We start from the raw sequence: 26,335 nt of genomic DNA, 5'->3' as shown, positions 1-26,335 counted from the left end.
TGAGAGTGTTGAGTTGTCTTCGGGATGCCGTCAGCCAGGCGGCGCGGCATCCGGCGTGCATGATGACCGCTGCGCGGCCTGCTCGAGCCGAAACGGGCGCGAGCAGACCGGCGCAGCGGAGTGCGTCAGACGCGGCGGCGCTTGGGCGGGCGGCATCCGTTGTGCGCCTGCGGCGTCACATCGTTGATGGAGCCCACCTCGAGGCCGGCGGCCTGGAGGGAACGGATCGCGGTCTCGCGGCCCGAACCCGGACCCTTCACGAAGACGTCGACCTTCTTCACGCCGTGCTCCTGCGCCTGGCGGGCGGCGGACTCCGCAGCCATGCCGGCCGCGTACGGCGTCGACTTGCGCGAGCCCTTGAAGCCCACGCCGCCCGAGGACGCCCAGCTGATGACAGCGCCGGCGGGGTCGGTGATCGAGACGATCGTGTTGTTGAACGTCGACTTGATGTGGGCCTGGCCCAGCGCGATGTTCTTCTTTTCCTTGCGACGCGGCTTGCGCGCGGCGGTCTTGGCCTGTGCCATGTTCTGGTTCTCCTAAACCGGGGCCGCGCTTAGCGCGCCTTCTTCTTGCCGGCGACGGTGCGCTTGGGTCCCTTGCGGGTGCGGGCGTTGGTCTTCGTGCGCTGACCGTGCACGGGAAGGCCGCGGCGGTGACGCAGGCCCTGGTACGAGCCGATCTCGACCTTGCGGCGGATGTCGGCGGCGACCTCGCGGCGCAGGTCACCCTCCACCTTGTAGGTCCCCTCGATGTGGTCGCGCAGCGCGATGAGCTGGTCGTCCGTGAGGTCCTTGACCCGGATGTCGGGGCTGATCTCGGTCGCTGCGAGGATGTCCTTCGAGCGGTTCGGACCAACGCCGTAGATGTACGTGAGGGCGATCACCACGCGCTTGTCGCGCGGGATGTCAACGCCGGCAAGACGTGCCATGCGGTTCTCCTGAGAGTGAAGTGGAGGTGTGGAGCAGAGCCGGTGCCCGGGCCTCCAGCCCGAGGTGTCCCCTCCGAAGAGGTTCTGGTCCTGCCGAGTGTGTGTTCAGTTGTGTGATGTTCCGGATGCCGGGGCACCGGCATCCGGAACGAAATCTGTGGACTAGCCCTGGCGCTGCTTGTGGCGCGGGTTCGACTTGCAGATGACCATGACGACGCCGTGACGGCGGATCACCTTGCAGTGATCGCAGATGGGCTTGACGCTGGGGTTGACCTTCATGATGTTTCCTGTTCGCTGTCTTCACCGGGCAGGCCGGAGCCTGGGGTGTTACTTCTCGACCGGCCTAGCGGTAGCGGTAGACGATGCGGCCGCGGGTGAGGTCGTAGGGGCTCAGCTCCACGACGACGCGGTCCTCCGGAATGATGCGGATGTAGTTCTGCCGCATCTTGCCCGAGATCGTGGCGAGGACTTTGTGCCCGTTGCTCAGCTCGACGCGGAACATCGCGTTGGGCAGGGCCTCGGAGATCACGCCTTCGATCTCGATGACACCGTCTTTCTTCGCCATACACTCGCTAACGCTCAGCAGACCGGTCGGTCTGCGGTTTGGGTGGGAGTCGGTGCGCAGACACGCCGATAAGGCATAACGCACCAAAGATCAAGCATACGTGATATTGCAGCACCCGGCAAACCGGGCGTGTCGCGGTTCCCGCCCTACTGGAACAGCGTCGCCAGGTCGGCGGGCGCCGGCAGCGAGGAGTTGTCGATGACCTGACCGTTGATCGCGATGGTCGGCGTGCCGATCCCCTGTGCGCTCGGCGCGACGGGGGTCTTCTCGGTCATCGCCGTGACGTAGCCCTTATAGGTGCCGTCGTTCACGCACGAGTCGATGCCCGTGACGCCGACACCGGCGGCGATCGCCAGGATCTGCTCGTCGGTCAGCCCGGTCGATCCCTCGGCGGGCTGATTGGCGTACATCGCCTGCATGAACGGCACCGCGGCCGATCCGTCGGCAGCCGCGACGCAGTACATCGCGCTCGCCGCGCGCGTGGAGTACTCGGTGCCCTGCGACGCGCGGTCCAGGATCGAGATCGGGTGGATGTTCAGGGTGATCGTGCCGTCGTCCACGAGCGACTGGATCGCCTCGCCGTACGCCTGCTCGAACTGGTTGCACACCGGGCACATGAAGTCGATGTACGTGTCCATCGTCCCCGCGCCGTCGCCGACGGTGATCGCACCGGTCTCCTGGTTGATGACGGCGGCGTCCGGTGTGTTGACCGGGTCGGGTGCGGTGGCGGTGTTGTTCATCCACACCACGAGACCGGCGACCGCGACCAGCAGCACGACCACGGCGACACTCACCCAGATCGCGAACCAGTTCGTCTTGCGTGCAGGGGCTGCCATGGAGGTTCCTATCCGATCTCGCGCGGGGTGATGCCGAACGGCGCCAGGCCCGCTGCGCCGCCGTCGGGCGCGGTGAGCACCCAGATACCGTCATCATGCACGGCGACGCTATGTTCCCAGTGTGAGCCGGCTGTGCCGTCGAGGGTCGACACGGTCCAGTCGTCGTCCTCCACGAACGTCGCCTGGTCGCCGATCACGACCATCGGCTCGATCGCGACCGCGAGGCCGGGGCGCACTTCGGCGCCGCGGTCGGGTGTGCGGTAGTTGAACACCGAGGGCGACTCGTGCATCTTCCGCCCGATGCCGTGGCCGACGTACTCGCGGAGGATGCCGTACCCGTGGCCCGACGCGTCGATGTGGTCCTGGATGGCGGCGCCCACCTCGCCGAGGTGCGACGCGGTCGCGAGCGCCGCGATCCCCGCCCACAGCGACCCCTCGGTCACGCGGGAGAGCTCCTCGCGCTCCGCGACGAGCTCAGGACGCGTGTCATCGGGCACGACGAACGTGAAGGCAGAGTCGCCGTTCCAGCCGCGCAGCTCCGCCCCGGCATCCACCGACACGATGTCGCCGGGTTCGAGGACGCGGCCGGACGGGATACCGTGCACGACCTGCTCGTTCACCGACGTGCACACGGTGTGGCGGTAGCCGCGCACCATCTGGAAGTTCGAGATCGCGCCGCGGGCGACGATGACCTCGGATGCCGCTGCGTCCAGTTCGAGCGTGGTGACCCCCGGGGCGATGAGCGCCCGGGCGGCGTCGAGGGCGGCAGCGGTGATGAGCCCGGGCTCGATCATCGCGCGCAGCTGCGCCGGCGTCTTGTAGATCGACCGGCGCCCCGGCAGCAGCGGACTCACGCGGCGGCGGAGCGCGTCAGACCGTGACCCTCGAGGGCGGCGATGACGCGGGCGGTGATCTCATCGAGCGAACCGACGCCGTCGACCTCGAGCGCGATGCCCTGCGCGCGGTAGACATCCAGGATCGGAGCGGTCTCGCGCTCGTAGATCGCCAGGCGGTTCTCGATGACCTGCTCGGTGTCGTCCGTGCGCCCCTGCTCCTTCGCGCGCAGCGTGAGGCGCTCGATGCTCTCCGCGCGCGGCACGACGAGCTCGATCACGGCGTCGAGCTTCTCGCCGCGTCCACCGAGGAACGCATCGAGGTCGGCGACCTGGCCGAGGTTGCGGGGGTAGCCGTCGAGCAGGAAGCCGCCCTCGGCATCCGACTGCGAGAGGCGATCGCGCACGACGGCGCTCGTCAGCTCGTCCGGGACGAGATTGCCGGCCTCGATGATCTCGGTCACCTTCGTGCCGAGCTCGGAGCCGCTCTTGACCGCCGCGCGGAACATGTCGCCCGTGGAGATCGCGGGGATGCCGTACGCCTCGGCGATGCGCACGCCCTGCGTGCCCTTGCCCGAGCCCTGCGGGCCGACGATGAGGAGACGCGTCATCGGAGGAGCCCTTCGTAGTGGCGCTGCTGGAGCTGCGCGTCGATCTGCTTCACGGTCTCGAGACCGACACCGACGATGATGAGGATCGAGGCGCCGCCGAACGGGAAGTTCTGGTTCGCGCCGACCGCCGCCAGGGCGATGAGCGGGAGCAGGGCGATGAAGCCGAGGTACAGCGAACCGGGCAGCGTGATGCGCGTGAGCACGTAGTCCAGGTACTCCGCGGTGGGACGACCCGCTCGGATGCCGGGGATGAAGCCGCCGTACTTCTTCATGTTGTCGGCGACCTCGACCGGGTTGAACGTGATCGCGACGTAGAAGTACGTGAATCCGACGATGAGCAGGAAGTACACGAGCATGTACAGCGGGCTGTCGCCGGTCGTGAGGTACTGCGCGATCCACGCGACCCACGGCTGCGCCGCCTGGCCCGCCTGCGGCTGGTTGAACTGCGCGATCAGCGCGGGGATGTACAGGAGCGACGACGCGAAGATCACGGGCACGACGCCGGCCATGTTGACCTTGATCGGGATGTACGTGTTCGTGCCGCCGTACGTGCGACGGCCCACCATGCGCTTGGCGTACTGCACCGGGATGCGGCGCTGGGACTGCTCGACGAAGACGACGAGCGCGACCACGACGATGCCGACCGCGAGCACCAGCAGGAACGTCTCGAACCCACGCGACTGCCAGATCGCCCACATCGACGCGGGGAAGGCCGCCGCGATCGAGGTGAAGATCAGGATCGACATGCCGTTGCCGATGCCGCGCTCGGTGACGAGCTCGGCGAACCACATGATCAGGCCGGTGCCGGCGGTCATCGTGATGATCATCAGCAGCTGCGCCCACCACACGTCGTTCGTGAGGAGCTGCTCGCACTCGGGGATGCCGGTGGTGCCGAAGAGCTGGCCGCTGCGGGCGACCGTCACGAGCGTCGTCGACTGCAGCAGTGCGAGCGCGATCGTCAGGTAACGGGTGTACTGGGTGAGCTTGGACTGGCCCGCCTGGCCCTCTTTGTAGAGGGTCTCGAAGTGCGGGATGACCACGCGCAGCAGCTGCACGATGATCGTCGCGGTGATGTAGGGCATGACCCCGAGCGCGAAGATCGACAGCTGCAGCAGGGCGCCGCCCGAGAAGAGGTTGACCAACGACAGCAGCCCCTCGGTACCGGCGCTCTGCCGGAGGCAGGACTGCACGTTGGGGAAGTCGACGAACGGCGCCGGGATGTGCGCGCCGAAGCGATAGATGGCGATGATCGCCAGAGTGAAGCCGATCTTCCGACGGAGGTCGGGTGTACGGAAGACCCGCGCGATGGCGCTGAACAAGAGGATGCCTCCAGAGGGGATGCCGATGCGACGAGGCGCATCAACCTCCAGGGTAACGCAGAGGGGGCCGGAGACTTCTCTCCGGCCCCCGCTGGGTGAACTACTTGACCGAACCGCCCGCGGCGACGATCTTCTGCTCGGCAGAACCCGAGACCTTGTCGACCGACACGGTGAGCTTCACGTCGATGTCGCCGGTGCCGAGCACCTTGACCTTCTCGTTCTTGCGCACGGCGCCCTTGGCGACGAGATCGCCGACGGTGACATCGCCACCGGCCGGGTACAGCTCGGCGAGCTTGTCGAGGTTGACCACCTGGTACTCCACGCGGAACGGGTTCTTGAACCCGCGCAGCTTGGGCGTACGCATGTGGAGGGGCATCTGCCCACCCTCGAAGCCGGCCTTGACCTGGTAGCGGGCCTTCTGGCCCTTCGTGCCACGACCGGCGGTCTTGCCCTTCGAGCCCTCACCGCGACCCACGCGGGTCTTGGCGGTGTTCGAGCCCGGGACCGGACGCAGGTGGTGCACCTTCAGCACGCCGGGGCGCGACGCCGGAGCGTCAGCCTTCTTCGCGGCGGGCTTGGCCTTCGGCGCGGCCTTCTCAGCCTTGTCCGCCTTCGCGGCGGAGTCAGCCTTGGCGGCCTTCGGCGCGGCGGACTTCTCCGCAGCAGCCTTCTTGGGAGCGGCCTTCTTGGGGGCCGCCTTCTTCTCGGTGACCTCTTCGGTCGCCTTCTCAGCCTTCTCGGCCATTAGTCGATCTCCTCAACCTTGACGAGGTGCGCGACGGTCTTGACGTAACCGCGCGTCTGCGCGTCGTCGGGACGGACGACGGAGTCGCCGATCCGCTTCAGACCGAGCGAACGCAGCGTGTCACGCTGGTTCTGCTTCTCGCTCACCTTGGACTTCGTCTGCGTGACCTTCAGTCGCGCGGCCATCAGGCACCTACCTTCGCAGCAGCGGCGGCGTCGGCCTCCGCACGCACGAGACGGGCGGGAGCGACCTGGTCGAACTCGAGGCCGCGACGCGCGGCGACCGCACGGGGCTCCTCGAGCTGCTTCAGGGCCGCGACCGTCGCGTGCACGATGTTGATCGTGTTCGACGAGCCGAGCGACTTCGACAGGACGTCGTGGATGCCGGCGCACTCGAGCACGGCACGCACCGGTCCACCGGCGATGACACCGGTACCGGCGGCGGCGGGGCGCAGCAGCACCACACCGGCGGCGGCCTCACCCTGGACGGGGTGCGGGATCGTCACGCCGACACGGGGCACGCGGAAGAAGTTGCGCTTGGCCTCTTCGACACCCTTCGAGATCGCGAGGGGAACCTCGCGCGCCTTGCCGTAGCCGACACCGACGACGCCGTTGCCATCGCCCACGACGACCAGCGCCGTGAAGCTGAAGCGGCGACCGCCCTTGACGACCTTGGACACGCGGTTGATCGTGACGACGCGCTCCAGGAACTGGCTCTTGTCGGCATCGCGCGAACCACGGTCACGCTGGTTGGCGTTGCGCTCGCGGCCACCGCGGCGCGGCTCGCGCTCGCGCTCGGCGGGCGCCTCGGTGGCGGCCGCCTGAGCCTCGGGAGCGGTCTGCTCGGTGGTCACTTCGGTCTCCTTGATTTCACTCACAGGTTCAGTCCCCCTTCGCGGGCGCCGTCGGCGATCGCCGCGACACGGCCCGCGTAGCGGTTGCCACCGCGGTCGAACACGACATCCTCGATGCCGGCGGCCTTCGCGCGCTCGGCGACGAGTTCGCCGACCTTGCGGGCCTTGGCGGTCTTGTCACCGTCGAACGAACGCAGGTCCGCTTCGAGAGTGGACGCCGAGGCGACGGTGTGACCCTTCGCGTCGTCGACCACCTGGACGAAGACGTGACGGGCCGAGCGGGTCACGACGAGACGCGGACGCTGCTCGGTGCCGACGATCTTCTTGCGAAGACGGGCGTGGCGGCGCGAACGCGCCTGAGACTTGGTCTTGACAGCCATGGTTACTTACCACTCTTTCCGGCCTTGCGACGAACGACCTCGCCGGCGTACCGCACACCCTTGCCCTTGTACGGCTCGGGCTTGCGGATCTTGCGGATGTTCGCGGCGGCCTCGCCGACCGCCTGCTTGTCGATGCCGCTCACGGTGACCTTGTTGTTGCCCTCGACCGTGAGCGTGATACCCGCGGGCGGGTCCACGAGCACGGGGTGCGAGAAGCCGAGGGCGAACTCGATCGAGCTGCCCTTCTGCGCGACGCGGTAACCGGTGCCCACGACCTCGAGGCCCTTCGTGTAGCCCTGGGTCACACCGATGATGTTGTTGTTGATGAGCGTGCGGGTCAGGCCGTGGAGCGACCGCGACTCGCGCTCGTCGTCGGGCCGGCTGACCAGAACCTGGTTCTCTTCGACCTTGACTTCGATCGGGCGCGAAACGGTGAGCAGCAGCTCGCCCTTCGGGCCCTTCACCGCGACGTCCTGGCCGTCGACCGAGATGGTCACGCCCGCGGGGATGTCGATGGGGAGGCGTCCAATACGCGACATGTCAGATCACCACACGTAGGCGAGGACTTCCCCACCCACGCCCTTCTGCTCGGCCTGGCGGTCCGTGAGGAGGCCAGAGGAGGTGGACAGGATCGCGACGCCGAGGCCGCCGAGGACCGTGGGGATCTCGGTCGACTTCGCGTAGACGCGCAGGCCCGGCTTGGAGACGCGCTTGATGCCGGCGATCGACCGCTCGCGGTTCGGGCCGTACTTCAGCGTCATCGAGAGGGTCTGACCGACGCGGGCGTCCTCGACGCTCCAGTCGGCGATGTAGCCCTCCTGCTTGAGGATCTCGGCCAGGTTGGTCTTGAGCTTGGAGCTCGGCAGCGACACGGTGTCGTGGTGCGCCGAGTTCGCGTTGCGCAGACGGGTCAGCATGTCTGCGACCGGGTCTGTCATTGTCATGAGGTTGTTCCTTTGTTCACCAGGTTTCGTACGCCTTTACAAGACGGCCGACCTGTGGTGGCGAGTGTCCCGATTAGGACTGGTTCTCTTCGGTGCGGAAGGGGAAGCCGACCGCACGCAGCAGCGCCCGACCCTCGGCATCCGTCTTCGCCGTGGTGACCACGGTGATGTCGAAGCCGCGCACGCGGTCGATCTTGTCCTGGTCGATCTCGTGGAAGACCGACTGCTCCTGCAGACCGAACGTGTAGTTGCCGTTGCCGTCGAACTGCTTGGGCGAGAGGCCCCGGAAGTCGCGGATGCGGGGCAGCGCGAGCGAGACGAGACGGTCCAGGAACTCCCACGCGCGGTCACCGCGGAGGGTGACGTGCGCGCCGATGGCCTGGCCCTCGCGCAGCTTGAACTGCGCGATCGACTTGCGGGCGGCGGTGACGACGGGCTTCTGACCGGTGATCTTGGTCAGGTCGTCCACGGCGCCGTCGATCACCTTGCTGTCGCGAGCGGCCTCGCCGACACCGGTGTTCACGACGACCTTGACGATCTTCGGGATCTGGTTGACGTTGGCGTAGCCGAACTCGTCCTGCAGCGCCTTCTTGATCTCGCTGTTGTACTTCTGCTTCAGGCGGGGCTGGATCTTGCCAGCCTCCACGGCAGTGGTGGTGCTCATCAGAGGTCCTTGCCTGACTTCTTCGCGTAGCGGACGCGCACGGTGCGCTTCACGCCGTCCTTCGTCTGCTCCTCGACGCGGTGACCGACACGGGTCGGCTTCTTGGTCGAGGGGTCGACGAGAGCGACGTTGGAAATGTGGATGGGGGCTTCGAAGGTCTCGATGCCGCCCGTCTTGGTGCCGCGCTGGGTCTGGCCCACGCGGTTGTGGCGGGTGGCGTAGTTGACGCCCTCGACGATGACGCGGTTCTGCTCGGCCAGGACCTCGAGGACCTTGCCCTGCTTGCCGCGGTCTCCGCCGCGCTCGGGCTTGGCGCCCGAGGTGACCTGAACCAGGTCGCCCTTCTTGATCTTCGCCATGACTTAAATGACCTCCGGCGCCAGCGAGACGATCTTCATGAACTTCTTGTCACGAAGCTCGCGACCGACGGGTCCGAAGATGCGGGTGCCGCGGGGCTCCCCGTCGTTCTTCAGGATCACGGCGGCGTTCTCGTCGAACTTGATGTACGAGCCGTCGGGACGGCGCGTCTCCTTCTTGGTGCGGACGATGACGGCCTTGACCACATCGCCCTTCTTGACGTTGCCGCCCGGGATCGCGTCCTTGACCGTGGCGACGATCGTGTCACCGAGGCCCGCGTAACGGCGCTTCGAGCCGCCGAGCACGCGGATGGTGAGCAGCTCCTTCGCGCCGGTGTTGTCGGCGACCTTGAGGCGGGATTCCTGCTGAATCACTTGTTACTCCTTGGGTTCCAAGTAGGCCCGGGGGCTTACTTGGCCTTCTCGAGGATCTCGACCAGGCGCCAGCGCTTCGTGGCGCTCAGCGGGCGGGTCTCGTTGATGAGGACGAGGTCGCCGATGCCGGCGGAGTTGGTCTCGTCGTGCGCCTTCACCTTGGAGGTGCGGCGGATGACCTTGCCGTACAGCGGGTGCTTCACGCGGTCCTCGACCTCGACGACGATGGTCTTGTCCATCTTGTCGCTGGTCACGTAACCGCGGCGCGCCTTGCGGTACCCGCGGGCGTCGGCGTCGCGCACGTCGTGCGCGGCCGACTCGTGACCCTTGGCCGCGACCGGAGCCTCGACGGCCTCGGCCTTGGCAGCGGTCTTCTTCGGGGCCGCCTTCTTGGGGGCGGCGGGCTTGGTCTCAGCCATTACTCGGCCTCTTCCTTCTCGGCCTTGTCAGCGGCATCCGCCTTCTTGGCCTTCGTCTTCTTCGCCTTCGTCGCGACCTCCACAGGGGCGGGCGTGGCACGGATGCCGAGCTCGCGCTCCCGGATCACGGTGTAGAGCCGCGCGATGTCGCGCTTGACGGCGCGGATGCGCCCGTGGCTCTCGAGCTGGCCGGTGGCCGACTGGAAGCGCAGGTTGAACAGCTCTTCCTTGGCCTTGCGCAGCTCCTCGACGAGGCGCTGGTCTTCGAACGTGTCGAGCTCGCTCGTGGCGAGCTGCTTGGTGCCGATCGCCATTACGCGTCGCCCTCCTCGCGCTTGATGATGCGTGCCTTCAGCGGCAGCTTGTGGATGGCACGGGTCAGGGCCTCACGAGCGAGTTCCTCGTTGACGCCGGCGACCTCGAAGAGGACGCGACCCGGCTTGACGTTCGCGACCCACCACTCGGGCGAGCCCTTACCGGAACCCATGCGGGTCTCAGCGGGCTTCTTGGTCAGCGGACGGTCGGGGTAGATGTTGATCCACACCTTTCCACCACGCTTGATGTGACGCGTCATCGCGATACGAGCGGACTCGATCTGACGGTTGGTCACGTAAGCGGGCGTGAGCGCCTGGATGCCGAACTCACCGAACGTCACCTTGGTGCCGCCGGTGGCCTGGCCCGAGCGACCCGGGTGGTGCTGCTTGCGGTACTTGACCTTGCGGGGGATAAGCATCAGGCAGACGCTCCTTCTGCGACGGGCGCGTCGCCACGAGGCCCACGACGACGGTCGCCACCGCGGTCATCGCGACCACGGGGTGCCTTCGGAGCGTTGGCCTGCTCGCGCGCGAGTTCCTTGGCGGTGAGATCGCCCTTGTAGATCCAGACCTTCACGCCGATGCGGCCGAAGGTGGTCTTGGCCTCGTAGAAGCCGTAGTCGATGTTCGCGCGCAGGGTGTGCAGGGGCACACGGCCTTCGCGGTAGAACTCCGACCGGCTCATCTCGGCGCCGCCCAGGCGACCGGAGACCTGGATGCGGACACCCTTGGCACCGGCACGCTGAGCGCCCTGCAGACCCTTGCGCATCGCGCGGCGGAACGCCACACGTGCGGAGAGCTGCTCGGCGATGCCCTGCGCGACCAGCTGGGCGTCGGCCTCGGGGTTCTTGACCTCGAGGATGTTCAGCTGGATCTGCTTGCCGGTGAGCTTCTCGAGGTCGGTGCGGATGCGCTCCGCCTCGGCGCCGCGGCGACCGATCACGATGCCCGGGCGGGCGGTGTGGATGTCGACGCGGACGCGGTCACGCGTGCGCTCGATCTCGATGTTGCTGACGCCTGCGCGGTCGAGGTTCGACTGCAGGAGCTTGCGGATCTTGATGTCCTCGGCCACGTAGTCGGCGTAGCGCTGTCCGGGCTTCGTCGAGTCGGAGAACCAGCGCGACACGTGGTCGGTGGTGATGCCGAGGCGGAAGCCGTACGGGTTTACCTTCTGGCCCATTACTTGCTCGCCTTCTTGGTCTTGGCTGCCGGGGCGGACTCGGCCACCTCGGGCGTTGCGAGCACGACCGTGATGTGGCTCGTGCGCTTCTTGATCTGGAATGCGCGACCCTGGGCGCGGGGCTGGAAACGCTTGAGCGTCGTGCCCTCGTCCACGTACGCGTTGGCCACGTACAGGTCCTGCTCGTCCAGGTACTCGCCGTCCTTGTCGGCCTTCACGCGAGCGTTCGCGATCGCCGAGGCGACGAGCTTGTAGATCGGCTCGCTCGCGCTCTGCGGCGCGAACTTCAGGATGGCCAGGGCCTCCTGAGCCTGCTTGCCCTTGATCAGGGCGACGACACGACGAGCCTTCTGAGGGGTCACGCGGATGTGTCGCACACGTGCGATGGACTCCACCATTTCTCTCTCCTCTCGCGCCGCCTTAGCGGCGACGGCCCTTCTTGTCGTCCTTCACGTGGCCGCGGAAGGTGCGGGTGGGCGCGAATTCGCCCAGCTTGTGACCGACCAGGGTCTCGGTCACGAACACGGGGATGTGCTTGCGACCGTCGTGGACGGCGATCGTGTGGCCGAGCATGGCCGGCACGATCATCGACCGGCGCGACCAGGTCTTGATGACGTTCTTCGTTCCCGCTTCGTTCTGAGCGACGACCTTGCGAAGCAGGTGATCGTCGACGAAGGGGCCCTTCTTGAGACTGCGTGGCATCTTCCTCTACTCCTACTTGCGCTTCTTGCCGGCGTTGCGACGACGGACGATGTACTTGTCGCTTTCCTTGTTGGCGTGACGCGTGCGGCCTTCCTTCTGGCCCCACGGGGTCACCGGGTGACGTCCACCGGACGTCTTGCCCTCACCACCACCGTGCGGGTGGTCGACCGGGTTCATCGCGACACCGCGGACGGTCGGGCGGATGCCCTTCCAGCGGTTGCGGCCGGCCTTGCCCCAGTTGATGTTCGACTGCTCGGCGTTGCCCACCTCGCCGATGGTCGCGCGGCAGCGCGCATCGACGTTGCGGATCTCGCCCGAGGGCAGACGCAACTGGGCGTACGGGCCGTCCTTGGCGACCAGACGCACCGACGCACCCGCGGAGCGGGCCATCTTCGCACCGCCGCCGGGGCGGAGCTCGATCGCGTGGATGACCGTACCGGTCGGGATGTTGCGCAGCGGCAGGTTGTTGCCGGGCTTGATGTCGGCACCGGGGCCGGACTCGACGACGTCACCCTGCGACAGCTTGTTCGGCGCGATGATGTAGCGCTTCTCGCCGTCCGCGTAGTGCAGCAGCGCGATGCGCGCCGTGCGGTTGGGGTCGTACTCGATGTGCGCGACCTTCGCGTCGATGCCGTCCTTGTCGTTGCGACGGAAGTCGATCACGCGGTACTGGCGCTTGTGGCCACCACCGATGTGACGGGTCGTGATGCGACCCTGGTTGTTGCGACCACCGGTCTTGGCGAGCGGGCGGAGGAGCGACTTCTCGGGCGTCGATCGGGTGATCTCAGCGAAGTCCGCCACCGACGAGCCGCGGCGACCCGGGGTCGTGGGCTTGTACTTGCGAATTGCCATTGTTGTTAGTCCTTCGTCCCGGTCGTCAGCCGACGGCCGTGAAGATGTCGATGGTGCCCGAGCGCAGCGTCACGATCGCGCGCTTGGTGTCCTTGCGCTTGCCGGTGCCGAAGCGGGTCCGGCGCGACTTGCCCACGCGGTTGATCGTGTTGACCGCGGCGACCTTGACGCCGAAGATCTTCTCGATCGCGAGCTTGATCTCGGTCTTGGTCGCGCGCGGGTCCACGAGGAACGTGTACTTGCCCTCGTCGATGAGCCCGTAGCTCTTCTCCGAGACGACCGGCTTGAGGATGATGTCGCGCGGGTCCTTGTTCAGGGCGTTCTGCAGGGTGCTCATGCCGAGACCTCCTCGGTGACCGTCTTCGCAGCGACGAACGCGTCGTAGGCGGCCTTGGTGAAGACGATGTCGTCCGAGACGAGCACGTCGTAGGCGTTGAGCTGGCCGACGGGGAGCACGTGGACGTACGCGAGGTTGCGCACGCTCTTGACCGTGATCTCGTCACCGGGCTCGATGACGACGAGCACGTTCTTCACGGCGCCGAACGCCGTGAGGACGGATGCCGCCGCCTTGGTCGAGGGGGCACCGTCGATGCCGAAGGAGTCGACGATGTGAAGGCGGTCGCCGCGGGCGCGGTCGCTGAGCGATCCGAGCAGTGCTGCGGCGATCATCTTCTTGGGGGTGCGCTGGGCGTAGTCGCGGGGCTTCGGCCCGTGGACGATGCCACCACCGGTCATGTGCGGCGCGCGGATCGAGCCCTGACGGGCGTTACCCGTGCCCTTCTGCTTGAAGGGCTTGCGGCCGGCACCCGAGACCTCACCGCGACGCTTGGTCGAGTGGGTTCCCTGACGGGCGGCGGCGCGCTGGGCGACGACGACCTGGTGGATCAGCGGAATGTTCGTCTTGACGTCGAAGAGCGCGGCGGGCAGCTCGACCGAGCCTGCCTTCTTGCCGTCTGCGCTTCGCACGTCGAGCGCGAGAGTCTGGTCAGCCATGGACTCAAGCCCCCTTCACTGCGTTGCGGACGAAGACGATGCGGCCACGAGCACCGGGGACGGCGCCCTTGACGAGCAGCAGACCCTTCTCGGCGTCGACGGCGTGCACCGTGAGGTTGAGGACGGTCACGCGCTCGCCGCCCATACGGCCGGCCATGCGCATGCCCTTGAAGACGCGGCTCGGGGTCGACGACGCGCCGATCGAACCGGGCTTGCGGTGGTTGCGGTGCGCACCGTGCGATGCCGAGACGCCCTTGAAGTTGTGACGCTTCATGACACCGGCGAAGCCCTTGCCCTTGCTCGTGCCGACGACGTCGACGAGCTGGCCGGCCTCGAACGTGCCCTCTGCCGTGATCTCCTGGCCGAGCGTGTAGTCGGAGGCGTCAGCGGTGCGGACCTCGGTGAGGTGGCGACGCGGGGTCACGCCGGCGGCCTCGAAGTGGGCCGTCTGCGGCTTGTTGACCTTGCGCGGGTCGATCTGGCCGTACGCGATCTGGATCGCGTTGTAGCCGTCGCGCTCGGGGGTGCGAACCTGGGTGACCACGTTCGGCGCGAGCTCGATGACGGTGACGGGAACGAGCTTTCCGCTTTCGTTCCAGACCTGGGTCATGCCGAGCTTGGTGCCCAGCATCCCCTTGGAAATCTTGGAGTTGATGTCAGCCATGTCGGACCTCAGAGCTTGATCTCGATGTTGACGTCAGCCGGCAGATCGAGGCGCATCAGCGAGTCGACGGCCTTGGGCGTCGGGTCGATGATGTCGATCAGACGCTTGTGGGTGCGCATCTCGAAGTGCTCGCGGCTGTCCTTGTACTTGTGCGGGGAACGGATCACGCAGATCACGTTCTTCTCGGTCGGCAGGGGCACGGGGCCCACGACCGTGGCACCGGCACGGGTCACGGTGTCGACGATCTTGCGGGCCGACGAGTCCAGGCCGGCGTGATCGTACGACTTCAGGCGAATGCGGATCTTCTGTCCCGCCATTGTCTGCTCTCTCTCTTTACGCGTCTTACGTGCTCGGGATCCGAACCGCATTGGACGCACGAAGGCGTGGAAGGGTTCTTCCCTCGCCCTGGGCACTTCGCTCACCGTCTTGCGGCGGTGATGCTGCACCACTGTTCTGCTGTCAACCCGACGGCCGAAGCCTCCGGTTCCCCCGCCCGCCCGCGCACGGATGCGCTCCCGTCTCCGGGATGCTGGTGTGGGAAGTTTCGTTCTCCTGCCTGCGGCCTAGGACCCTGCGCTCTCGCGCCGCCTATGCACTGCCTGGCAGTGATCCGGGCACGCCCGAAGGGGCCCGGAGTGTGGAACTTCACTAGTCTACGTGCACCCCGGGCGTGTCGCAAACTCGGGCGTGTCGCGTTTCCACCCCGCGCCCCCCCTCGCGAGATGGTGGGTTTCCCGCCGAGATGGTGGGTTTCTCGCCGAGATGGTGGGTTTCCCCGCGAGATGGTGGGTTTCCCCTCGAGATCGTGCAGACCATCTCGGGGGAAGAACAACCATCTCGGGGGAAGAATGGCCATCTCGGGGCAGAAGCAACCACCTCGGCGCGAGGCGGGGCGGGGACAGCGGTCAGATCGTGAAGCGCAGCCGACGCATGAGCGCGGCGAAGGACGCGAAGCTCGGCGCCTGATCCCAGCCCCAGCGACTCACTTCCCAGCCGGTCGCGCGGCGGACGGCATCCTCCCGCGCGTTCTGCAGGTGACGAACCTCATCCGCGGACCGGCCTGCGAGCATTCCCGGGTCGGTGTACTTGACCGCGCCGTCGAATTCCGCCCACCGGCCGAGGGCGGGCCACGCGAAATCGAGCAACGCAAGTCCGCCGATGTCCAGTTCGACCCTCCGCTGCAGCTCAGGGTCCGGCATCCCGAGCTGCCACATCCACAGGCGACTGACACTCTCGCCGGGCAGGTGCGCGCGTCCGTCGGCGAAGTCGGTGACGAAGCGCGCGTGACGGATGCCGCGGGCACCGGTGTGCGCGATGATCCGGTCGAGCACGCCCTGGCGGAAGCCCGCCGCGGCGACCGCGTCGTACTCACGCGTGTCGTCGTCCCACGCGACCTGGCGGAGGGCCGCGTCGAAGCAGGACACGCCCGCCTCCAGCGAGGTCATCCGGATGACGTCGTAGACCGTCCGGCTGAGGGTCGTGACTCGCAGTCCGTCGATGATCTCGACATCCGCCTCACTCAGGGGGAGGTGGTGGCGGACGACGTCGGGACTGTCATGTCGGCTGCTCGGGCCGGGAATCGTCAGGTGGACGCGATCCGCGCGCGTGCGGAACAGGGGAAGGCCGTGGATCGCCGCGGCCGTCGTGTGCGAGTTCGTCGCCCGCGGGCTCTCCGTCCGCAGGGCGACGGCGTGAGCGAGCGTCCGCAGCCGGGCCTCGCCGTACAGCCGCTCCCAATCCGCCGCGTGCACGCGCACACCCGGACGGAGCCGCATGAGCCCGTCCCCCGCGACCCCGCCGTAATCCAGCCCGCGCTCGCGCTCGGCGCGGGTGCGGGTGACGAGGAGCGCTCGATTCGGGATGCCGGTCACCCACACACTGTGACGCGAGCGCGGTCGCGCGGGGCGCCCCGTCCGCGATCTGTGGGGAGTGCGCCGTCGGGGGCCCCTGGGGAGGAACCGCCGAGATGGTCCCCTTCCCGCCGAGATGGTCCCCTTTTCCCCGAAGTGGTCCCCTTCGCGCCGAGATGGCGTGCACCACCTCGACGGGAGACCCACCGCCTCGACGGGAAACCCACCATCTCGGCGGGAAACCCACCACCTCGACGGGAAACCCACCATCTCGGCGGGAGACCCACCACCTCGACGGGAGGGAGAGAGAAAGGGAGAAAGCGGGGCTACTCGGTACCGATGCTCTTGTCGATGTTGTCGCGCACGTCGTCGACCGTGCCGTGGGCGCTCTCGGGCGCGACCTTCTTCACGAACTCCGCGGCCGCGTCGAGGGCTCCGTCACTGACGTTCTCGGCCTGCTCGCTGCCCAGGGCCTCCGCGATCTTGTCCTTGTTCTGCTCGAGGAAGTCCTTGCCCTGATTCACCAGGTCGTCGATGCCCATGCTGATCCCTTCCGGTCGGCGCCACGTCGCGCGCCCCCAGTCTGTCCGTCCGCCGCGCCTGAGGGAAGAGCGGAGCACCTATGCGAATCCTGAGGGACGGATTCCCCCGATCGGTGGCAGAATGGCCCCACTGCGGCGAACGCCGCGTGTGTTCTGGGGACGCACGCGATGCGCACCTCCTTCGGGCGGTCTTCGCCGCGAAAGGGGAATCGTGGCGACCACTGTCGTCCGTTCGGCGACGTCGCCGACGGCAGAACGAAATCCGATGCGCATGACGCACGCACCAGGAGGGCTGGTCGGCGCACCCGCGCCCGACTGGCGCTCGCGCTACACCGTGCGGTTGTGGCTGAGCGATCTGGCGGCGCTCATCGTCGTCGCGTTCGGCACGCAGATCGCCTGGTTCGGCCTGGGCAACGCACAGGTCTCCATCCGCGAGGACTCGCGCTTGAGCGTCGTGTCCTACTGGTTCTTCTCCGCGCTGCTCGTGGTGGCGTGGATGTGGGCGCTCAGCCTCGTGGACTCGCGCAGCGACCGCACGATCGGCACCGGCTCGACCGAGTACATCCGCATCATCTCGGTGAGCGTGCGCCTGTTCGGCATCATCGCGATCCTCGCCTTCCTGCTGCGCGTGGACGTCGCCCGGGGCTACCTCCTGATCGCCTTCCCGCTCGGGATGCTGTTCCTCCTGCTCGAGCGATGGCTCTGGCGTCAGTGGCTCGTGGTCAAGCGTGCCCGCGGGGAGTTCAGCGCCCGCGTGGTCCTCGTCGGCTCCGAGAGCTCGGTCGCGCAGATCGGGGACGCGCTGCGCCGCTCCCCCAGCGCCGGCTACCTCGTCGTGGGGGCGTGCGTGCCGCTCGCGGTCCCCGGCGGGACGGTGCGCGGCACCGACATCCCGATCGTCGGCTCGGTCCTGTCGATCTCGGAGGCCCTGACGGCCGTGCACGCCGACACCGTGGCGATCTCCAGCACGGACGAGCTGCCGCCGTCCGTGGTCAAGCGCATCTCGTGGCAGCTCGAGGCGGGGCGCCAGCACCTCGTCCTGGCGCCCAGCATCATCGATGTCGTCGGCCCCCGCATCCAGACGCGACCCGTCGCGGGTCTGCCGCTCATCCACGTCGAAACTCCGCGCTACAGCAAGGGCCAGCGGCTCGCGAAGCGGGGTCTGGACGTTCTGCTGTCCGCGATCGGACTGGTGGTGCTCAGCCCCCTCCTGCTGGCGATCGCGATCGGCATCCGTTCGACCTCCCCCGGCCCCGCCCTGTTCCGTCAGGTCCGCGTCGGCCGCGACGGTCGCGAGTTCGGACTGCTGAAGTTCCGCACGATGGTCGCGAACGCCGAGGACCTGCTGCCGGAGCTCGAACCGCAGCGGGATGCCGGCAACGAAGTCCTGTTCAAGATGGTCGAGGATCCGCGCGTGACGAACCTCGGCAGGTTCCTGCGCCGCTACAGCCTGGACGAGCTCCCGCAGCTGATCAACGTCCTGGCCGGCTCGATGTCGCTCGTGGGCCCGCGGCCCTCGCTCCCCCGGGAGGTCGAGCGCTACGCGGATCACGTGCACCGCCGGTTCATGGTCAAGCCCGGCATCACCGGACTCTGGCAGATCAGCGGCCGCTCGACCCTGTCATGGGAGGAGTCGGTTCGGCTGGACCTCTCCTACGTCGAGAACTGGACGCTCGTCGGCGACGTGGTGATCCTGTTCAAGACCGCCCGCGCGGCCCTCGCACCCGGAAACACCGCCGCATGAGCCGGGGCCTGCTCGTCAGCGAGTGGATCGAGCAGACCGGCGGCGCCGAGCGCGTGCTCGACCGACTCGCGGGGCTGTACCCGGATGCCGACATGCTGTGCCTCTGGAACGATGCGCCGCAGCGCTACGGCTCCCGGCGGGTGCGCGAGACGTGGCTCGCACGGACGCCGCTGCGCCGACGCAAAGCCCTCGCCCTCCCGCTCATGCCGCCGACGTGGCGCGTTCCGCGGCACGGCTACGACTGGGCGCTGGTGAGCTCGCACGCGTTCGCACACCACGTCAACGTCGGACCCGACGTGCCGAAGTACGTCTATGTCCACACGCCGGCGCGCTACCTGTGGGCTCCGGAGCTCGATGCGCGCGGCGACAACCTGGCCGCACGCCTGGCCGGACCCCCGCTGCGCGCGATCGACCGGCGCGCGGCCCAGGAAGCGACGCGGCTCGCGGCGAACAGCCGGTTCGTCGCCGACCGCATCGAGCGCGCGTGGGGGCGTGAGGCGACCGTGATCCACCCGCCGGTCGAGGTCGCGCACATCCGCAGCGGGCGGTGGGAGCGAGAGCTGACGGATGCCGAGCGCCGGGCGCTGGACACGCTGCCCACGGACTTCATCCTGGGTGTCTCCCGGTTCATCCCGTACAAGCGCCTCGATGTCGTGGTGCGGACGGGAGAGCTGCTGGGGCTGCCGGTGGTCCTGGCCGGTCACGGCCCGCTCGAAGAGCAGCTGCGTGCGATGGCGGCGGTCGCGGACGTCCCGGTGCGGCTGCTGGTTCAGCCGAGCGACGCGCTCGTGTTCGCCCTGATGCGGCGCGCGCGCCTGTTCGTCTTCCCGCCGGTCGAGGACTTCGGTCTCGTCGCCGTGGAGGCGATGGCGTCCGGGACGCCGGTGATGGCGAATCGGATCGGCGGCGCCGGCGAGTCGGTCCGCGCCGGCGTGGGCGGCGCGCTGTTCGACCCGTCCTCCCCCGCCGAGATCCGGGCGGCCGCCGCCGCGTGCGCCGGTCTGCGCCCGGAAGCGATCTCCGCCCACGCCGAGCACTTCGACGCGACGGTCTTCGACCGGGCGCTGCGGGAGTGGATGAGTCCGCACGTCGCCCCGTCCGCCGGGGCGACAGTGCCGCGTTCTACGGCGTGAGCGCCGCGCAGCCCTGATCGATCGTGATCGGCGTGTCGGTGACCGTCGGGCTGTAGCGGACGGACAGCGGACCGAGCGGCCCCTCGGGAAGCACGCTGGTGTACGACACGGTGCGGGTCTGGCCGCGATCGAGCAGGATCGCGATGCTCTGAGCGTTGCGGCCGTCCTCGGTGCTCGCTCGGTCCAGGCCCTCCGCGTCGCCCGATGCCGGACTCACGCTCGTGATGGACGCACCCGGCGGCGCGAAGTAGAGGACGTCCAGGAGCATCGAGGTGCCCGACCCGCCGTAGGTCGGCGAGCGCCGCGCCAGGATGTGGAAAGTGAGGTCGTCGCGGTCCACGGAATTCGTCATCGTGATCGCCGTCGTGACCGTGCGATTCGTCGCGTCGCATGTCACGGCGATGGACGTGGAGAGGTAGTACTCGAGCTTGCTGACCGCGGCATCGTTCAAGAAGATGCCCACCTCGGTGGTGTCGATGTTGTCCGAGGTCATCGCGCCGTCGATGCCGAGTTCCTGCGCGACGACCTCCTCCTCCGGGCGGGTGAACCACCCGTACAGCCGCTGCTGCTCGCCCGCGGCGCCGAAGACGTCGAGCATCGCCATGAGGTTCCAGTCGCCTCCGACGAGCTTCTGGAAGACCGTCGCCGACGTGGCCGCGAAGAACGCGTCGGCCGGAGCCTGGTCTCCGGGGAAGCGCAGATACGTGTCGCTCAGGAGAACCTGCACCGCGTTGTCGGCGGTGATCTCGATGCCGTCGACCGTCACGGGCCCGGTGACGGAGAGGATGTCGGCGAGGACGACCGGATCGAGGGAGAGCACTCCGTCGACGGCGAAGCCGGTCTTGGCGGCGATCCCCTGGAACAGCTTCGCCGCCGTCGGGAAGTTGGGTGTCTTGGTGTAGTTCTGCGAGAACCGCGCGAACTCGTCGTCGTAGAGCGCGAGGGTGTCGGCGGGCAGCTCGACGTGCTGCACGCCGCTGAGCCCCGGAGACTCGAACGTGGTCGAGCCGGTCAGCCCTTCCAGCGTGATCCGGCCACCGTCGGCACGTACGTAGACGGCCGCAGCACCCTCACCCCCGGTCGCGCGGATCTCGGCGTTGTTCTGGAAGATCACCAGGTAGGTGCGCGGTCCGTCCTCGCCGAGCATCTTCAGCGCGGTGGGCAGCACTTCCGTCGCCGTATGGGCGATCGGCGCGGACTGTTCGATCACGTCGATGACCTGCCCGACGGCGTCGTCGACGAACGGCAGGAGCGCGTCACGGTCGATGTCGGAGATCTTCACGCTCGCCTCGGTGAACGCCGCATCGACGGCCGGGAGGGCGTCCAGCGCGCCACGGAAGGTCGCGAGGTTGAAGCCACCTCCTTCGAAACGGATGTTCTCGCGCTGCATCGCGCCGAGGACGGTGAAGCTCGCCGGCAGGGCGTCGCGGACGAGGATGTGCGTCGCCTCGGTCGTGTCGCGGATCGCAGCGACGTTCTGCCCCACGAACGGCACCCACGACGCGTACTGCCAGAGGGGTCCCTGCACGATGCGGTCGGCATCCGAGGTGTAGGTCAGCACGTCGGCGGCGACCGCCGAGAACTGCTCGGCGTCCCCGCTGCGAACGAGTTCTGTCACGTTGCCCAGGCGCGACTTCGCCGCCTCGAGGTCGTCGCGCACATCCATCGCCTCGCTGAAGAGGCGGGCACCGAGGATGCCGGCGGCCACCAGGACGATGACGATGAGCCCGAAGAATCCGAGCACCCACGGCCAGATCCGACGACGACGACGGGGAGCGGGCTCGTCGATGAGCACGTCGTTCGACGGTGTTTCGGGCACGGGGGAACTGTAACGCGGGCGGCCCGGAAATCACCGAGAACGACGCAGAAGAGGGCCGGGCCCGAAGGCCCGACCCTCTTCCGATCGCGTGTCGCGAGTATTACTTCAGGATCTTCGTGACCGTGCCGGCGCCGACGGTGCGGCCACCCTCACGGATCGCGTAGCCGAGGCCCTCTTCCATGGCGATGGGCTGGATCAGCTCGACCGTCATGTCGGTGGTGTCGCCGGGCATGACCATCTCGGTGCCCTCGGGCAGCGTGATGACGCCGGTGACGTCGGTGGTGCGGAAGTAGAACTGCGGGCGGTAGTTCGTGAAGAACGGGTTGTGACGGCCGCCCTCCTCCTTGGACAGGATGTACGCCGTGCCCTCGAAGTTGGTGTGCGGGGTGACCGAACCGGGCTTGACGACGACCTGGCCGCGCTCGACGTCGTCACGCTTGGTGCCGCGAAGGAGCAGACCACAGTTCTCGCCGGCCCACGCCTCGTCGAGCTGCTTGTGGAACATCTCGATACCGGTGACGATCGTCTTCTGCGTCGGGCGCAGACCCACGATCTCGACCTCGGAGTTGATCGCGAGCGTGCCACGCTCGGCGCGGCCCGTGACGACCGTGCCACGACCGGTGATCGTGAAGACGTCCTCGATGGGCATGAGGAACGGCTTGTCCTTGTCACGCACCGGGTCGGGGATGGACGCGTCGACGGCCTCCATGAGCTCGACGATCTTCTCGGTCCACTCGGCGTCGCCCTCGAGCGCCTTCAGGCCCGAGACGCGGACGACGGGGGCGTTGTCGCCGTCGAAGTCCTGCGACGACAGCAGCTCGCGGACCTCGAGCTCGACGAGCTCCAGGATCTCCTCGTCGTCGACCATGTCGCTCTTGTTCAGCGCCACCAGCAGGTACGGCACGCCGACCTGCTTGGCCAGCAGCACGTGCTCGCGCGTCTGGGCCATCGGGCCGTCGGTCGCGGCGACCACGAGGATCGCGCCGTCCATCTGGGCGGCACCGGTGATCATGTTCTTGATGTAGTCGGCGTGACCGGGAGCGTCGACGTGCGCGTAGTGGCGCTTCGGCGTCTCGTACTCGACGTGGGAGATGTTGATCGTGATACCGCGCTGACGCTCTTCGGGAGCGGAGTCGATCGACGCGAAGTCACGCTGCACGTTGGTGGCCGACGGGTACTTGTCGGCGAGCACCTTCGAGATGGCAGCGGTGAGCGTGGTCTTGCCGTGGTCGACGTGACCGATCGTTCCGATGTTTACGTGCGGCTTGGTCCGCTCGAACTTGGCCTTAGCCACTGGGTCCTCCTAGGACATTCGTGTAGATCGTCCGGGCGCTGGATTGCGACCGGTTTTCTACGGGGATTGATTCCACATTAGTGGAGAGGGGTCGTGCGAGTCTGTGAAGTTGTGGAAGGGGTGGGATGCCGGGGCCTGAGCCCCGGCATCCACCGGGCTATTCGCCCTTGTTCTTCTGGACGATCTCGTCCGCGACGTTGCGCGGAACCTCGGCGTAGCTGTCGAACTCCATGGAGTAGACGGCGCGGCCGGAGGTCTTCGAGCGCAGGTCGCCGATGTAGCCGAACATCTCGGACAGCGGCACCTGGGCGCGCACGACCTTGACGCCGGCGGCGTCCTCCATGGACTGGATCTGGCCGCGACGCGAGTTCAGGTCGCCGATGACGTCGCCCATGTACTCCTCGGGCGTACGGACCTCGACGGCCATGATCGGCTCGAGGATGACCGGGTTCGCCTTGCGGACGGCCTCCTTGAAGCCCATCGAGCCCGCGATCTTGAACGCCATCTCCGACGAGTCGACGTCGTGCGAGGCACCGTCGATCAGGATCGCCTTCACGCCGACCATCGGGTAGCCCGCGAGCACGCCGACGTTCATCGCGTCCTGGAAGCCCTGGTCGACCGGCGCGATGTACTCGCGCGGGATACGACCACCGGTGACCTTGTTCTCGAACTCGTAGGTCTTGTCGGCCGTGACCTCGAGGGGCTCCAGGCCGAACTGGATCTTCGCGAACTGGCCGGAACCACCGGTCTGCTTCTTGTGCGTGTAGTCGTGACGCTCGACGGCCTTCTTGATCGTCTCGCGGTAGGCCACCTGGGGCTTTCCGACGTTGGCCTCGACCTTGAACTCCCGCTTCATGCGGTCGACCAGGATGTCCAGGTGCAGCTCGCCCATGCCCTTGATGACCGTCTGGCCCGTCTCGGAGTTCTGCTCGACGCGGAACGTCGGGTCCTCTTCGGCGAGCTTCTGGATCGCGAGACCCAGCTTCTCCTGGTCGGCCTTGGTCTTGGGCTCGATCGCGACCTCGATCACCGGCTCCGGGAACGTCATCGACTCGAGGACGACCTGGTTGGCGCTGTCGGACAGCGTGTCACCGGTCGTGGTGTCCTTCAGGCCGATCACGGCGTAGATGTGACCTGCGGTGACGGAGTCGACCGGCATCTCCTTGTTGGCGTGCATCTGGAAGATCTTCCCGATGCGCTCCTTCTTGCCCTTGGTCGCGTTGACGACCTGGGCACCGGAGTCCAGGTGACCGGAGTACACGCGGATGTAGGTCAGGCGACCGAAGAACGGGTGCGTCACGATCTTGAACGCCAGGGCCGCGAAGGGCTCCTCGCGGTCGGCGTGGCGCTCGATGATGATCTCTTCGTTCTTGGGGTCCTTGGCCTCGATCGCCGGGACGTCCAGCGGCGAGGGCAGGTAGTCCACGACCGCGTCGAGCATGGGCTGCACGCCGCGGTTCTTGAACGCCGAGCCGCAGAGGACCGGGTAGACCTCGGAGGCGATCGTGAGCTTGCGGATCGCGGCCTTGATCTCCTGCACCGTGAGGCCCTCGCCCGAGAAGTGCTTCTCGAGGAGCTCCTCGTCGGACTCGGCGACCGTCTCGAGCAGCTGCTCGCGGTACTCGGCGGCCTTGTCGACGAGGTCGGCCGGGATCTCCTGGATCTCGTACTTCGCACCCATGGTGACATCACCCTTGGCGTCGCCGGGCCACACCAGCGCGCGCATCTCGACGAGGTCGATCACGCCGACGAAGTCGTTCTCGGCGCCGATGGGCAGCTGGATGACGAGGGGCTTGGCCTTCAGGCGGTTGATGATCGTGTCGACCGTGAAGTAGAAGTCCGCGCCGAGCTTGTCCATCTTGTTGACGAAGCAGATGCGGGGGACGTCGTACTTGTCAGCCTGACGCCACACGGTCTCGGACTGGGGCTCGACGCCCTCCTTGCCGTCGAAGACGGCGACGGCGCCGTCGAGGACGCGGAGCGAACGCTCGACCTCGACGGTGAAGTCGACGTGACCGGGCGTGTCGATGATGTTGATCTGGTTCTTGTTCCAGAAGCACGTCACAGCGGCGGACGTGATCGTGATGCCGCGCTCCTGCTCCTGCTCCATCCAGTCGGTGGTCGCCGCACCATCGTGCGTCTCGCCGATCTTGTGGTTGACGCCCGTGTAGAACAGGATGCGCTCGGTCGTCGTCGTCTTGCCGGCATCGATGTGCGCCATGATGCCGATGTTGCGGACCTTGTTGAGGTCGGTGAGCACGTCTTGTGCCACGGGGTTTCCTCTCGGGTGATCGACCGGACGCTCGTGCGCCCGACCGAGATCAGGGGTGAAGTGCGGGGACCGGGTCGCGGTCCCCGCACATTCGGATGCTGATTACCAGCGGTAGTGCGCGAAGGCGCGGTTCGACTCGGCCATCTTGTGGGTGTCCTCGCGGCGCTTGACCGCGGCTCCCAGGCCGTTCGAGGCGTCGAGGATCTCGTTCTGCAGACGCTCGGTCATCGTCTTCTCACGACGGCCCTTCGCGTAGCTCACGAGCCAGCGCAGCGCCAGCGTGTTGGCGCGGTGAGGCTTGACCTCGACCGGCACCTGGTAGGTCGAGCCACCGACGCGGCGGCTCTTGACCTCGAGGGTCGGGCGCACGTTGTCGAGCGCCTTCTTGAGGGTGGCGACCGCGTCCTGGCCGTTCTTGGCCTCCACGCCCTGGAGGGCGTTGTAGACGATCGACTCGGCGAGCGACTTCTTGCCGTCGACGAGGATCTTGTTCACCAGCTGGCTGACGATCGGTGCGCCGTAGACCGGGTCGTTGACGACGGGGCGCTTCGGGGCGGGTCCCTTGCGAGGCATGTTCCTTAACCCTTCTTCGCGCCGTAGCGGCTGCGAGCCTGCTTACGGTTCTTGACGGCCTGGGTGTCCAGGGCGCCGCGGACGATCTTGTAGCGGACGCCGGGGAGGTCCTTCACACGACCACCACGGACGAGCACGAGCGAGTGCTCCTGGAGGTTGTGGCCCTCGCCGGGGATGTACGCGGTGACCTCGGTGCCGTTGCGGAGCTTGACACGGGCGACCTTGCGCATCGCCGAGTTCGGCTTCTTCGGCGTGGTCGTGTACACGCGGGTGCAGACGCCCGCCTGCTGGGGGTTCGACTTCAGGGCGGGGGCCTTGGTCTTGGCGACCTTGGGCGAGCGTCCCTTGCGAACCAACTGCTGAATGGTTGGCACGTTCTCTCCTTGTAATGCTGCACGGTGACAGCGATGGTGTTTTCACCACAGATCCACCGGCGCGCCGGATCCCGGGCGATTGGTGTGGTGGATATGCCGTGGGGGCCGCCTGTTCGCAGGCGATTCCCGAAGATGCGGCGTCCGTCGTCCTCCCGCCGGGCCGAGGCACAGCACGAAGCGCGCGCGAGCGCACACCCTCCA

General features: G+C 67.5%; 37 protein-coding genes. 2 read left to right on the top strand and 35 right to left on the bottom strand.

Annotated elements, in window-relative coordinates; genetic code table 11:
* Positions 1-125 precede the first annotated feature (125 nt).
* From rpsK to ABD197_RS03800, 30 genes are all read right to left on the bottom strand, one after another.
* A complete protein-coding gene (gene rpsK / locus ABD197_RS03945; RefSeq protein WP_150448852.1) occupies positions 126-524 on the bottom strand; it encodes a 30S ribosomal protein S11 in 399 nt (132 codons plus the stop codon).
* A 29-nt stretch (positions 525-553) separates the two neighbouring features.
* Positions 554-928: a 30S ribosomal protein S13 gene (gene rpsM / locus ABD197_RS03940; protein ID WP_344051816.1), complete on the bottom strand. Its 375-nt coding sequence runs from the start codon at positions 926-928 to the stop codon at positions 554-556.
* 162 nt (positions 929-1,090) lie between these two features.
* A complete protein-coding gene (rpmJ, locus tag ABD197_RS03935; protein ID WP_056224002.1) occupies positions 1,091-1,207 on the bottom strand; it encodes a 50S ribosomal protein L36 in 117 nt (38 codons plus the stop codon).
* A gap of 64 nt (positions 1,208-1,271) precedes the next feature.
* Positions 1,272-1,493: a translation initiation factor IF-1 gene (gene infA, locus ABD197_RS03930; protein WP_017201569.1), complete on the bottom strand. Its 222-nt coding sequence runs from the start codon at positions 1,491-1,493 to the stop codon at positions 1,272-1,274.
* Between the two features lie 146 nt (positions 1,494-1,639).
* Positions 1,640-2,329, bottom strand: coding sequence for a DsbA family protein (locus ABD197_RS03925; RefSeq protein WP_344051812.1), 690 nt, complete (start codon positions 2,327-2,329; stop codon positions 1,640-1,642).
* 8 nt (positions 2,330-2,337) lie between these two features.
* Positions 2,338-3,183 carry a type I methionyl aminopeptidase gene (gene map, locus ABD197_RS03920; protein WP_425560997.1) on the bottom strand — a complete coding sequence of 282 codons (846 nt, stop codon included), beginning with the start codon at positions 3,181-3,183 and terminating at the stop codon, positions 2,338-2,340.
* Positions 3,180-3,773, bottom strand: coding sequence for an adenylate kinase (locus ABD197_RS03915; RefSeq protein ID WP_344051810.1), 594 nt, complete (start codon positions 3,771-3,773; stop codon positions 3,180-3,182). The genes map and ABD197_RS03915 overlap by 4 nt, the downstream gene beginning before the upstream one ends.
* Complete coding sequence (gene secY, locus ABD197_RS03910) at positions 3,770-5,092, bottom strand: preprotein translocase subunit SecY (RefSeq protein ID WP_344051808.1); 1,323 nt, start codon at positions 5,090-5,092, stop codon at positions 3,770-3,772. The genes ABD197_RS03915 and secY overlap by 4 nt, the downstream gene beginning before the upstream one ends.
* A 100-nt stretch (positions 5,093-5,192) precedes the next feature.
* The gene (gene rplO / locus ABD197_RS03905) at positions 5,193-5,837 is read right to left on the bottom strand and encodes a 50S ribosomal protein L15 (RefSeq protein WP_344051807.1); all 645 of its coding nucleotides are present in this window, start codon (positions 5,835-5,837) and stop codon (positions 5,193-5,195) included.
* Positions 5,837-6,022 (bottom strand): 50S ribosomal protein L30, encoded by a 186-nt coding sequence (gene rpmD / locus ABD197_RS03900; protein ID WP_039402995.1) that lies wholly within the window; start codon positions 6,020-6,022, stop codon positions 5,837-5,839. The genes rplO and rpmD overlap by 1 nt, the downstream gene beginning before the upstream one ends.
* Positions 6,022-6,690 carry a 30S ribosomal protein S5 gene (gene rpsE / locus ABD197_RS03895; protein WP_425560996.1) on the bottom strand — a complete coding sequence of 223 codons (669 nt, stop codon included), beginning with the start codon at positions 6,688-6,690 and terminating at the stop codon, positions 6,022-6,024. Before rpsE ends, rpmD begins: the two co-directional genes overlap by 1 nt.
* A gap of 20 nt (positions 6,691-6,710) precedes the next feature.
* Positions 6,711-7,070 carry a 50S ribosomal protein L18 gene (rplR, locus tag ABD197_RS03890; protein WP_344051801.1) on the bottom strand — a complete coding sequence of 120 codons (360 nt, stop codon included), beginning with the start codon at positions 7,068-7,070 and terminating at the stop codon, positions 6,711-6,713.
* A gap of 2 nt (positions 7,071-7,072) precedes the next feature.
* Entirely contained in the window at positions 7,073-7,609 is a 537-nt protein-coding gene (gene rplF / locus ABD197_RS03885) for a 50S ribosomal protein L6 (protein WP_344051799.1), read from the bottom strand.
* Positions 7,610-7,615: 6 nt separating this feature from the next.
* Entirely contained in the window at positions 7,616-8,014 is a 399-nt protein-coding gene (gene rpsH / locus ABD197_RS03880) for a 30S ribosomal protein S8 (protein WP_344051797.1), read from the bottom strand.
* Between the two features lie 73 nt (positions 8,015-8,087).
* Positions 8,088-8,678, bottom strand: coding sequence for a 50S ribosomal protein L5 (gene rplE, locus ABD197_RS03875; RefSeq protein WP_344051793.1), 591 nt, complete (start codon positions 8,676-8,678; stop codon positions 8,088-8,090).
* Complete coding sequence (gene rplX, locus ABD197_RS03870; protein ID WP_344051789.1) at positions 8,678-9,037, bottom strand: 50S ribosomal protein L24; 360 nt, start codon at positions 9,035-9,037, stop codon at positions 8,678-8,680. The genes rplE and rplX overlap by 1 nt, the downstream gene beginning before the upstream one ends.
* Positions 9,038-9,040: 3 nt before the next feature.
* Complete coding sequence (gene rplN, locus ABD197_RS03865) at positions 9,041-9,409, bottom strand: 50S ribosomal protein L14 (RefSeq protein WP_045278746.1); 369 nt, start codon at positions 9,407-9,409, stop codon at positions 9,041-9,043.
* A 35-nt stretch (positions 9,410-9,444) separates the two neighbouring features.
* Complete coding sequence (gene rpsQ / locus ABD197_RS03860) at positions 9,445-9,828, bottom strand: 30S ribosomal protein S17 (RefSeq protein WP_344051784.1); 384 nt, start codon at positions 9,826-9,828, stop codon at positions 9,445-9,447.
* The gene (gene rpmC / locus ABD197_RS03855) at positions 9,828-10,142 is read right to left on the bottom strand and encodes a 50S ribosomal protein L29 (protein ID WP_344051782.1); all 315 of its coding nucleotides are present in this window, start codon (positions 10,140-10,142) and stop codon (positions 9,828-9,830) included. The genes rpsQ and rpmC overlap by 1 nt, the downstream gene beginning before the upstream one ends.
* Complete coding sequence (rplP, locus tag ABD197_RS03850; protein ID WP_344051780.1) at positions 10,142-10,561, bottom strand: 50S ribosomal protein L16; 420 nt, start codon at positions 10,559-10,561, stop codon at positions 10,142-10,144. The genes rpmC and rplP overlap by 1 nt, the downstream gene beginning before the upstream one ends.
* Positions 10,561-11,322 carry a 30S ribosomal protein S3 gene (gene rpsC / locus ABD197_RS03845; RefSeq protein ID WP_344051778.1) on the bottom strand — a complete coding sequence of 254 codons (762 nt, stop codon included), beginning with the start codon at positions 11,320-11,322 and terminating at the stop codon, positions 10,561-10,563. Before rpsC ends, rplP begins: the two co-directional genes overlap by 1 nt.
* Entirely contained in the window at positions 11,322-11,720 is a 399-nt protein-coding gene (rplV, locus tag ABD197_RS03840; RefSeq protein ID WP_344051776.1) for a 50S ribosomal protein L22, read from the bottom strand. Before rplV ends, rpsC begins: the two co-directional genes overlap by 1 nt.
* A 22-nt stretch (positions 11,721-11,742) precedes the next feature.
* Entirely contained in the window at positions 11,743-12,024 is a 282-nt protein-coding gene (rpsS, locus tag ABD197_RS03835; RefSeq protein ID WP_344051774.1) for a 30S ribosomal protein S19, read from the bottom strand.
* A gap of 12 nt (positions 12,025-12,036) precedes the next feature.
* Positions 12,037-12,876, bottom strand: a complete 840-nt coding sequence (rplB, locus tag ABD197_RS03830) for a 50S ribosomal protein L2 (protein ID WP_344051771.1) — start codon at positions 12,874-12,876, stop codon at positions 12,037-12,039.
* A gap of 25 nt (positions 12,877-12,901) precedes the next feature.
* Positions 12,902-13,213 carry a 50S ribosomal protein L23 gene (rplW, locus tag ABD197_RS03825; protein ID WP_344051769.1) on the bottom strand — a complete coding sequence of 104 codons (312 nt, stop codon included), beginning with the start codon at positions 13,211-13,213 and terminating at the stop codon, positions 12,902-12,904.
* On the bottom strand, positions 13,210-13,869 hold the full coding sequence (rplD, locus tag ABD197_RS03820) for a 50S ribosomal protein L4 (protein ID WP_344051767.1): 660 nt from the start codon (positions 13,867-13,869) through the stop codon (positions 13,210-13,212). The genes rplW and rplD overlap by 4 nt, the downstream gene beginning before the upstream one ends.
* A gap of 4 nt (positions 13,870-13,873) precedes the next feature.
* Positions 13,874-14,533, bottom strand: coding sequence for a 50S ribosomal protein L3 (gene rplC, locus ABD197_RS03815; RefSeq protein ID WP_344051764.1), 660 nt, complete (start codon positions 14,531-14,533; stop codon positions 13,874-13,876).
* Between the two features lie 8 nt (positions 14,534-14,541).
* A complete protein-coding gene (gene rpsJ, locus ABD197_RS03810; protein WP_091703640.1) occupies positions 14,542-14,850 on the bottom strand; it encodes a 30S ribosomal protein S10 in 309 nt (102 codons plus the stop codon).
* 588 nt (positions 14,851-15,438) lie between these two features.
* Positions 15,439-16,404 carry a hypothetical protein gene (locus ABD197_RS03805; protein WP_344051762.1) on the bottom strand — a complete coding sequence of 322 codons (966 nt, stop codon included), beginning with the start codon at positions 16,402-16,404 and terminating at the stop codon, positions 15,439-15,441.
* Between the two features lie 305 nt (positions 16,405-16,709).
* On the bottom strand, positions 16,710-16,925 hold the full coding sequence (locus ABD197_RS03800; RefSeq protein ID WP_344051760.1) for a hypothetical protein: 216 nt from the start codon (positions 16,923-16,925) through the stop codon (positions 16,710-16,712).
* 271 nt (positions 16,926-17,196) lie between these two features.
* Here ABD197_RS03800 and ABD197_RS03795 point away from each other — a divergent pair, with 271 nt between their 5' ends.
* On the top strand, positions 17,197-18,669 hold the full coding sequence (locus tag ABD197_RS03795) for a sugar transferase (RefSeq protein ID WP_344051757.1): 1,473 nt from the start codon (positions 17,197-17,199) through the stop codon (positions 18,667-18,669).
* Entirely contained in the window at positions 18,666-19,802 is a 1,137-nt protein-coding gene (locus ABD197_RS03790) for a glycosyltransferase (protein WP_344051755.1), read from the top strand. The genes ABD197_RS03795 and ABD197_RS03790 overlap by 4 nt, the downstream gene beginning before the upstream one ends.
* Here the strand turns inward: ABD197_RS03790 and ABD197_RS03785 are convergent.
* The 5 genes from ABD197_RS03785 to rpsL form a co-directional block, all read right to left on the bottom strand.
* The gene (locus ABD197_RS03785; protein WP_344051753.1) at positions 19,792-21,621 is read right to left on the bottom strand and encodes a DUF4012 domain-containing protein; all 1,830 of its coding nucleotides are present in this window, start codon (positions 21,619-21,621) and stop codon (positions 19,792-19,794) included. The two genes, ABD197_RS03790 and ABD197_RS03785, sit on opposite strands and share 11 nt — an antisense overlap.
* 100 nt (positions 21,622-21,721) lie before the next feature.
* Positions 21,722-22,915: an elongation factor Tu gene (gene tuf, locus ABD197_RS03780; RefSeq protein WP_344051751.1), complete on the bottom strand. Its 1,194-nt coding sequence runs from the start codon at positions 22,913-22,915 to the stop codon at positions 21,722-21,724.
* 157 nt (positions 22,916-23,072) lie between these two features.
* Positions 23,073-25,187, bottom strand: coding sequence for an elongation factor G (fusA, locus tag ABD197_RS03775; RefSeq protein ID WP_344051749.1), 2,115 nt, complete (start codon positions 25,185-25,187; stop codon positions 23,073-23,075).
* A gap of 102 nt (positions 25,188-25,289) precedes the next feature.
* Positions 25,290-25,760: a 30S ribosomal protein S7 gene (rpsG, locus tag ABD197_RS03770; protein WP_179430918.1), complete on the bottom strand. Its 471-nt coding sequence runs from the start codon at positions 25,758-25,760 to the stop codon at positions 25,290-25,292.
* A 5-nt stretch (positions 25,761-25,765) separates the two neighbouring features.
* Positions 25,766-26,134, bottom strand: coding sequence for a 30S ribosomal protein S12 (gene rpsL, locus ABD197_RS03765; protein ID WP_091703622.1), 369 nt, complete (start codon positions 26,132-26,134; stop codon positions 25,766-25,768).
* Between the last annotated feature and the right edge of the window lie 201 nt (positions 26,135-26,335).

The sequence above is a fragment of the Microbacterium lacus genome (assembly GCF_039531105.1).
In the GTDB taxonomy this organism is placed as follows: domain Bacteria; phylum Actinomycetota; class Actinomycetes; order Actinomycetales; family Microbacteriaceae; genus Microbacterium; species Microbacterium lacus.
The sequence above is the reverse complement of the archived record's forward strand: the minus strand, read 5'-3'. Positions and strand labels throughout refer to the sequence as shown.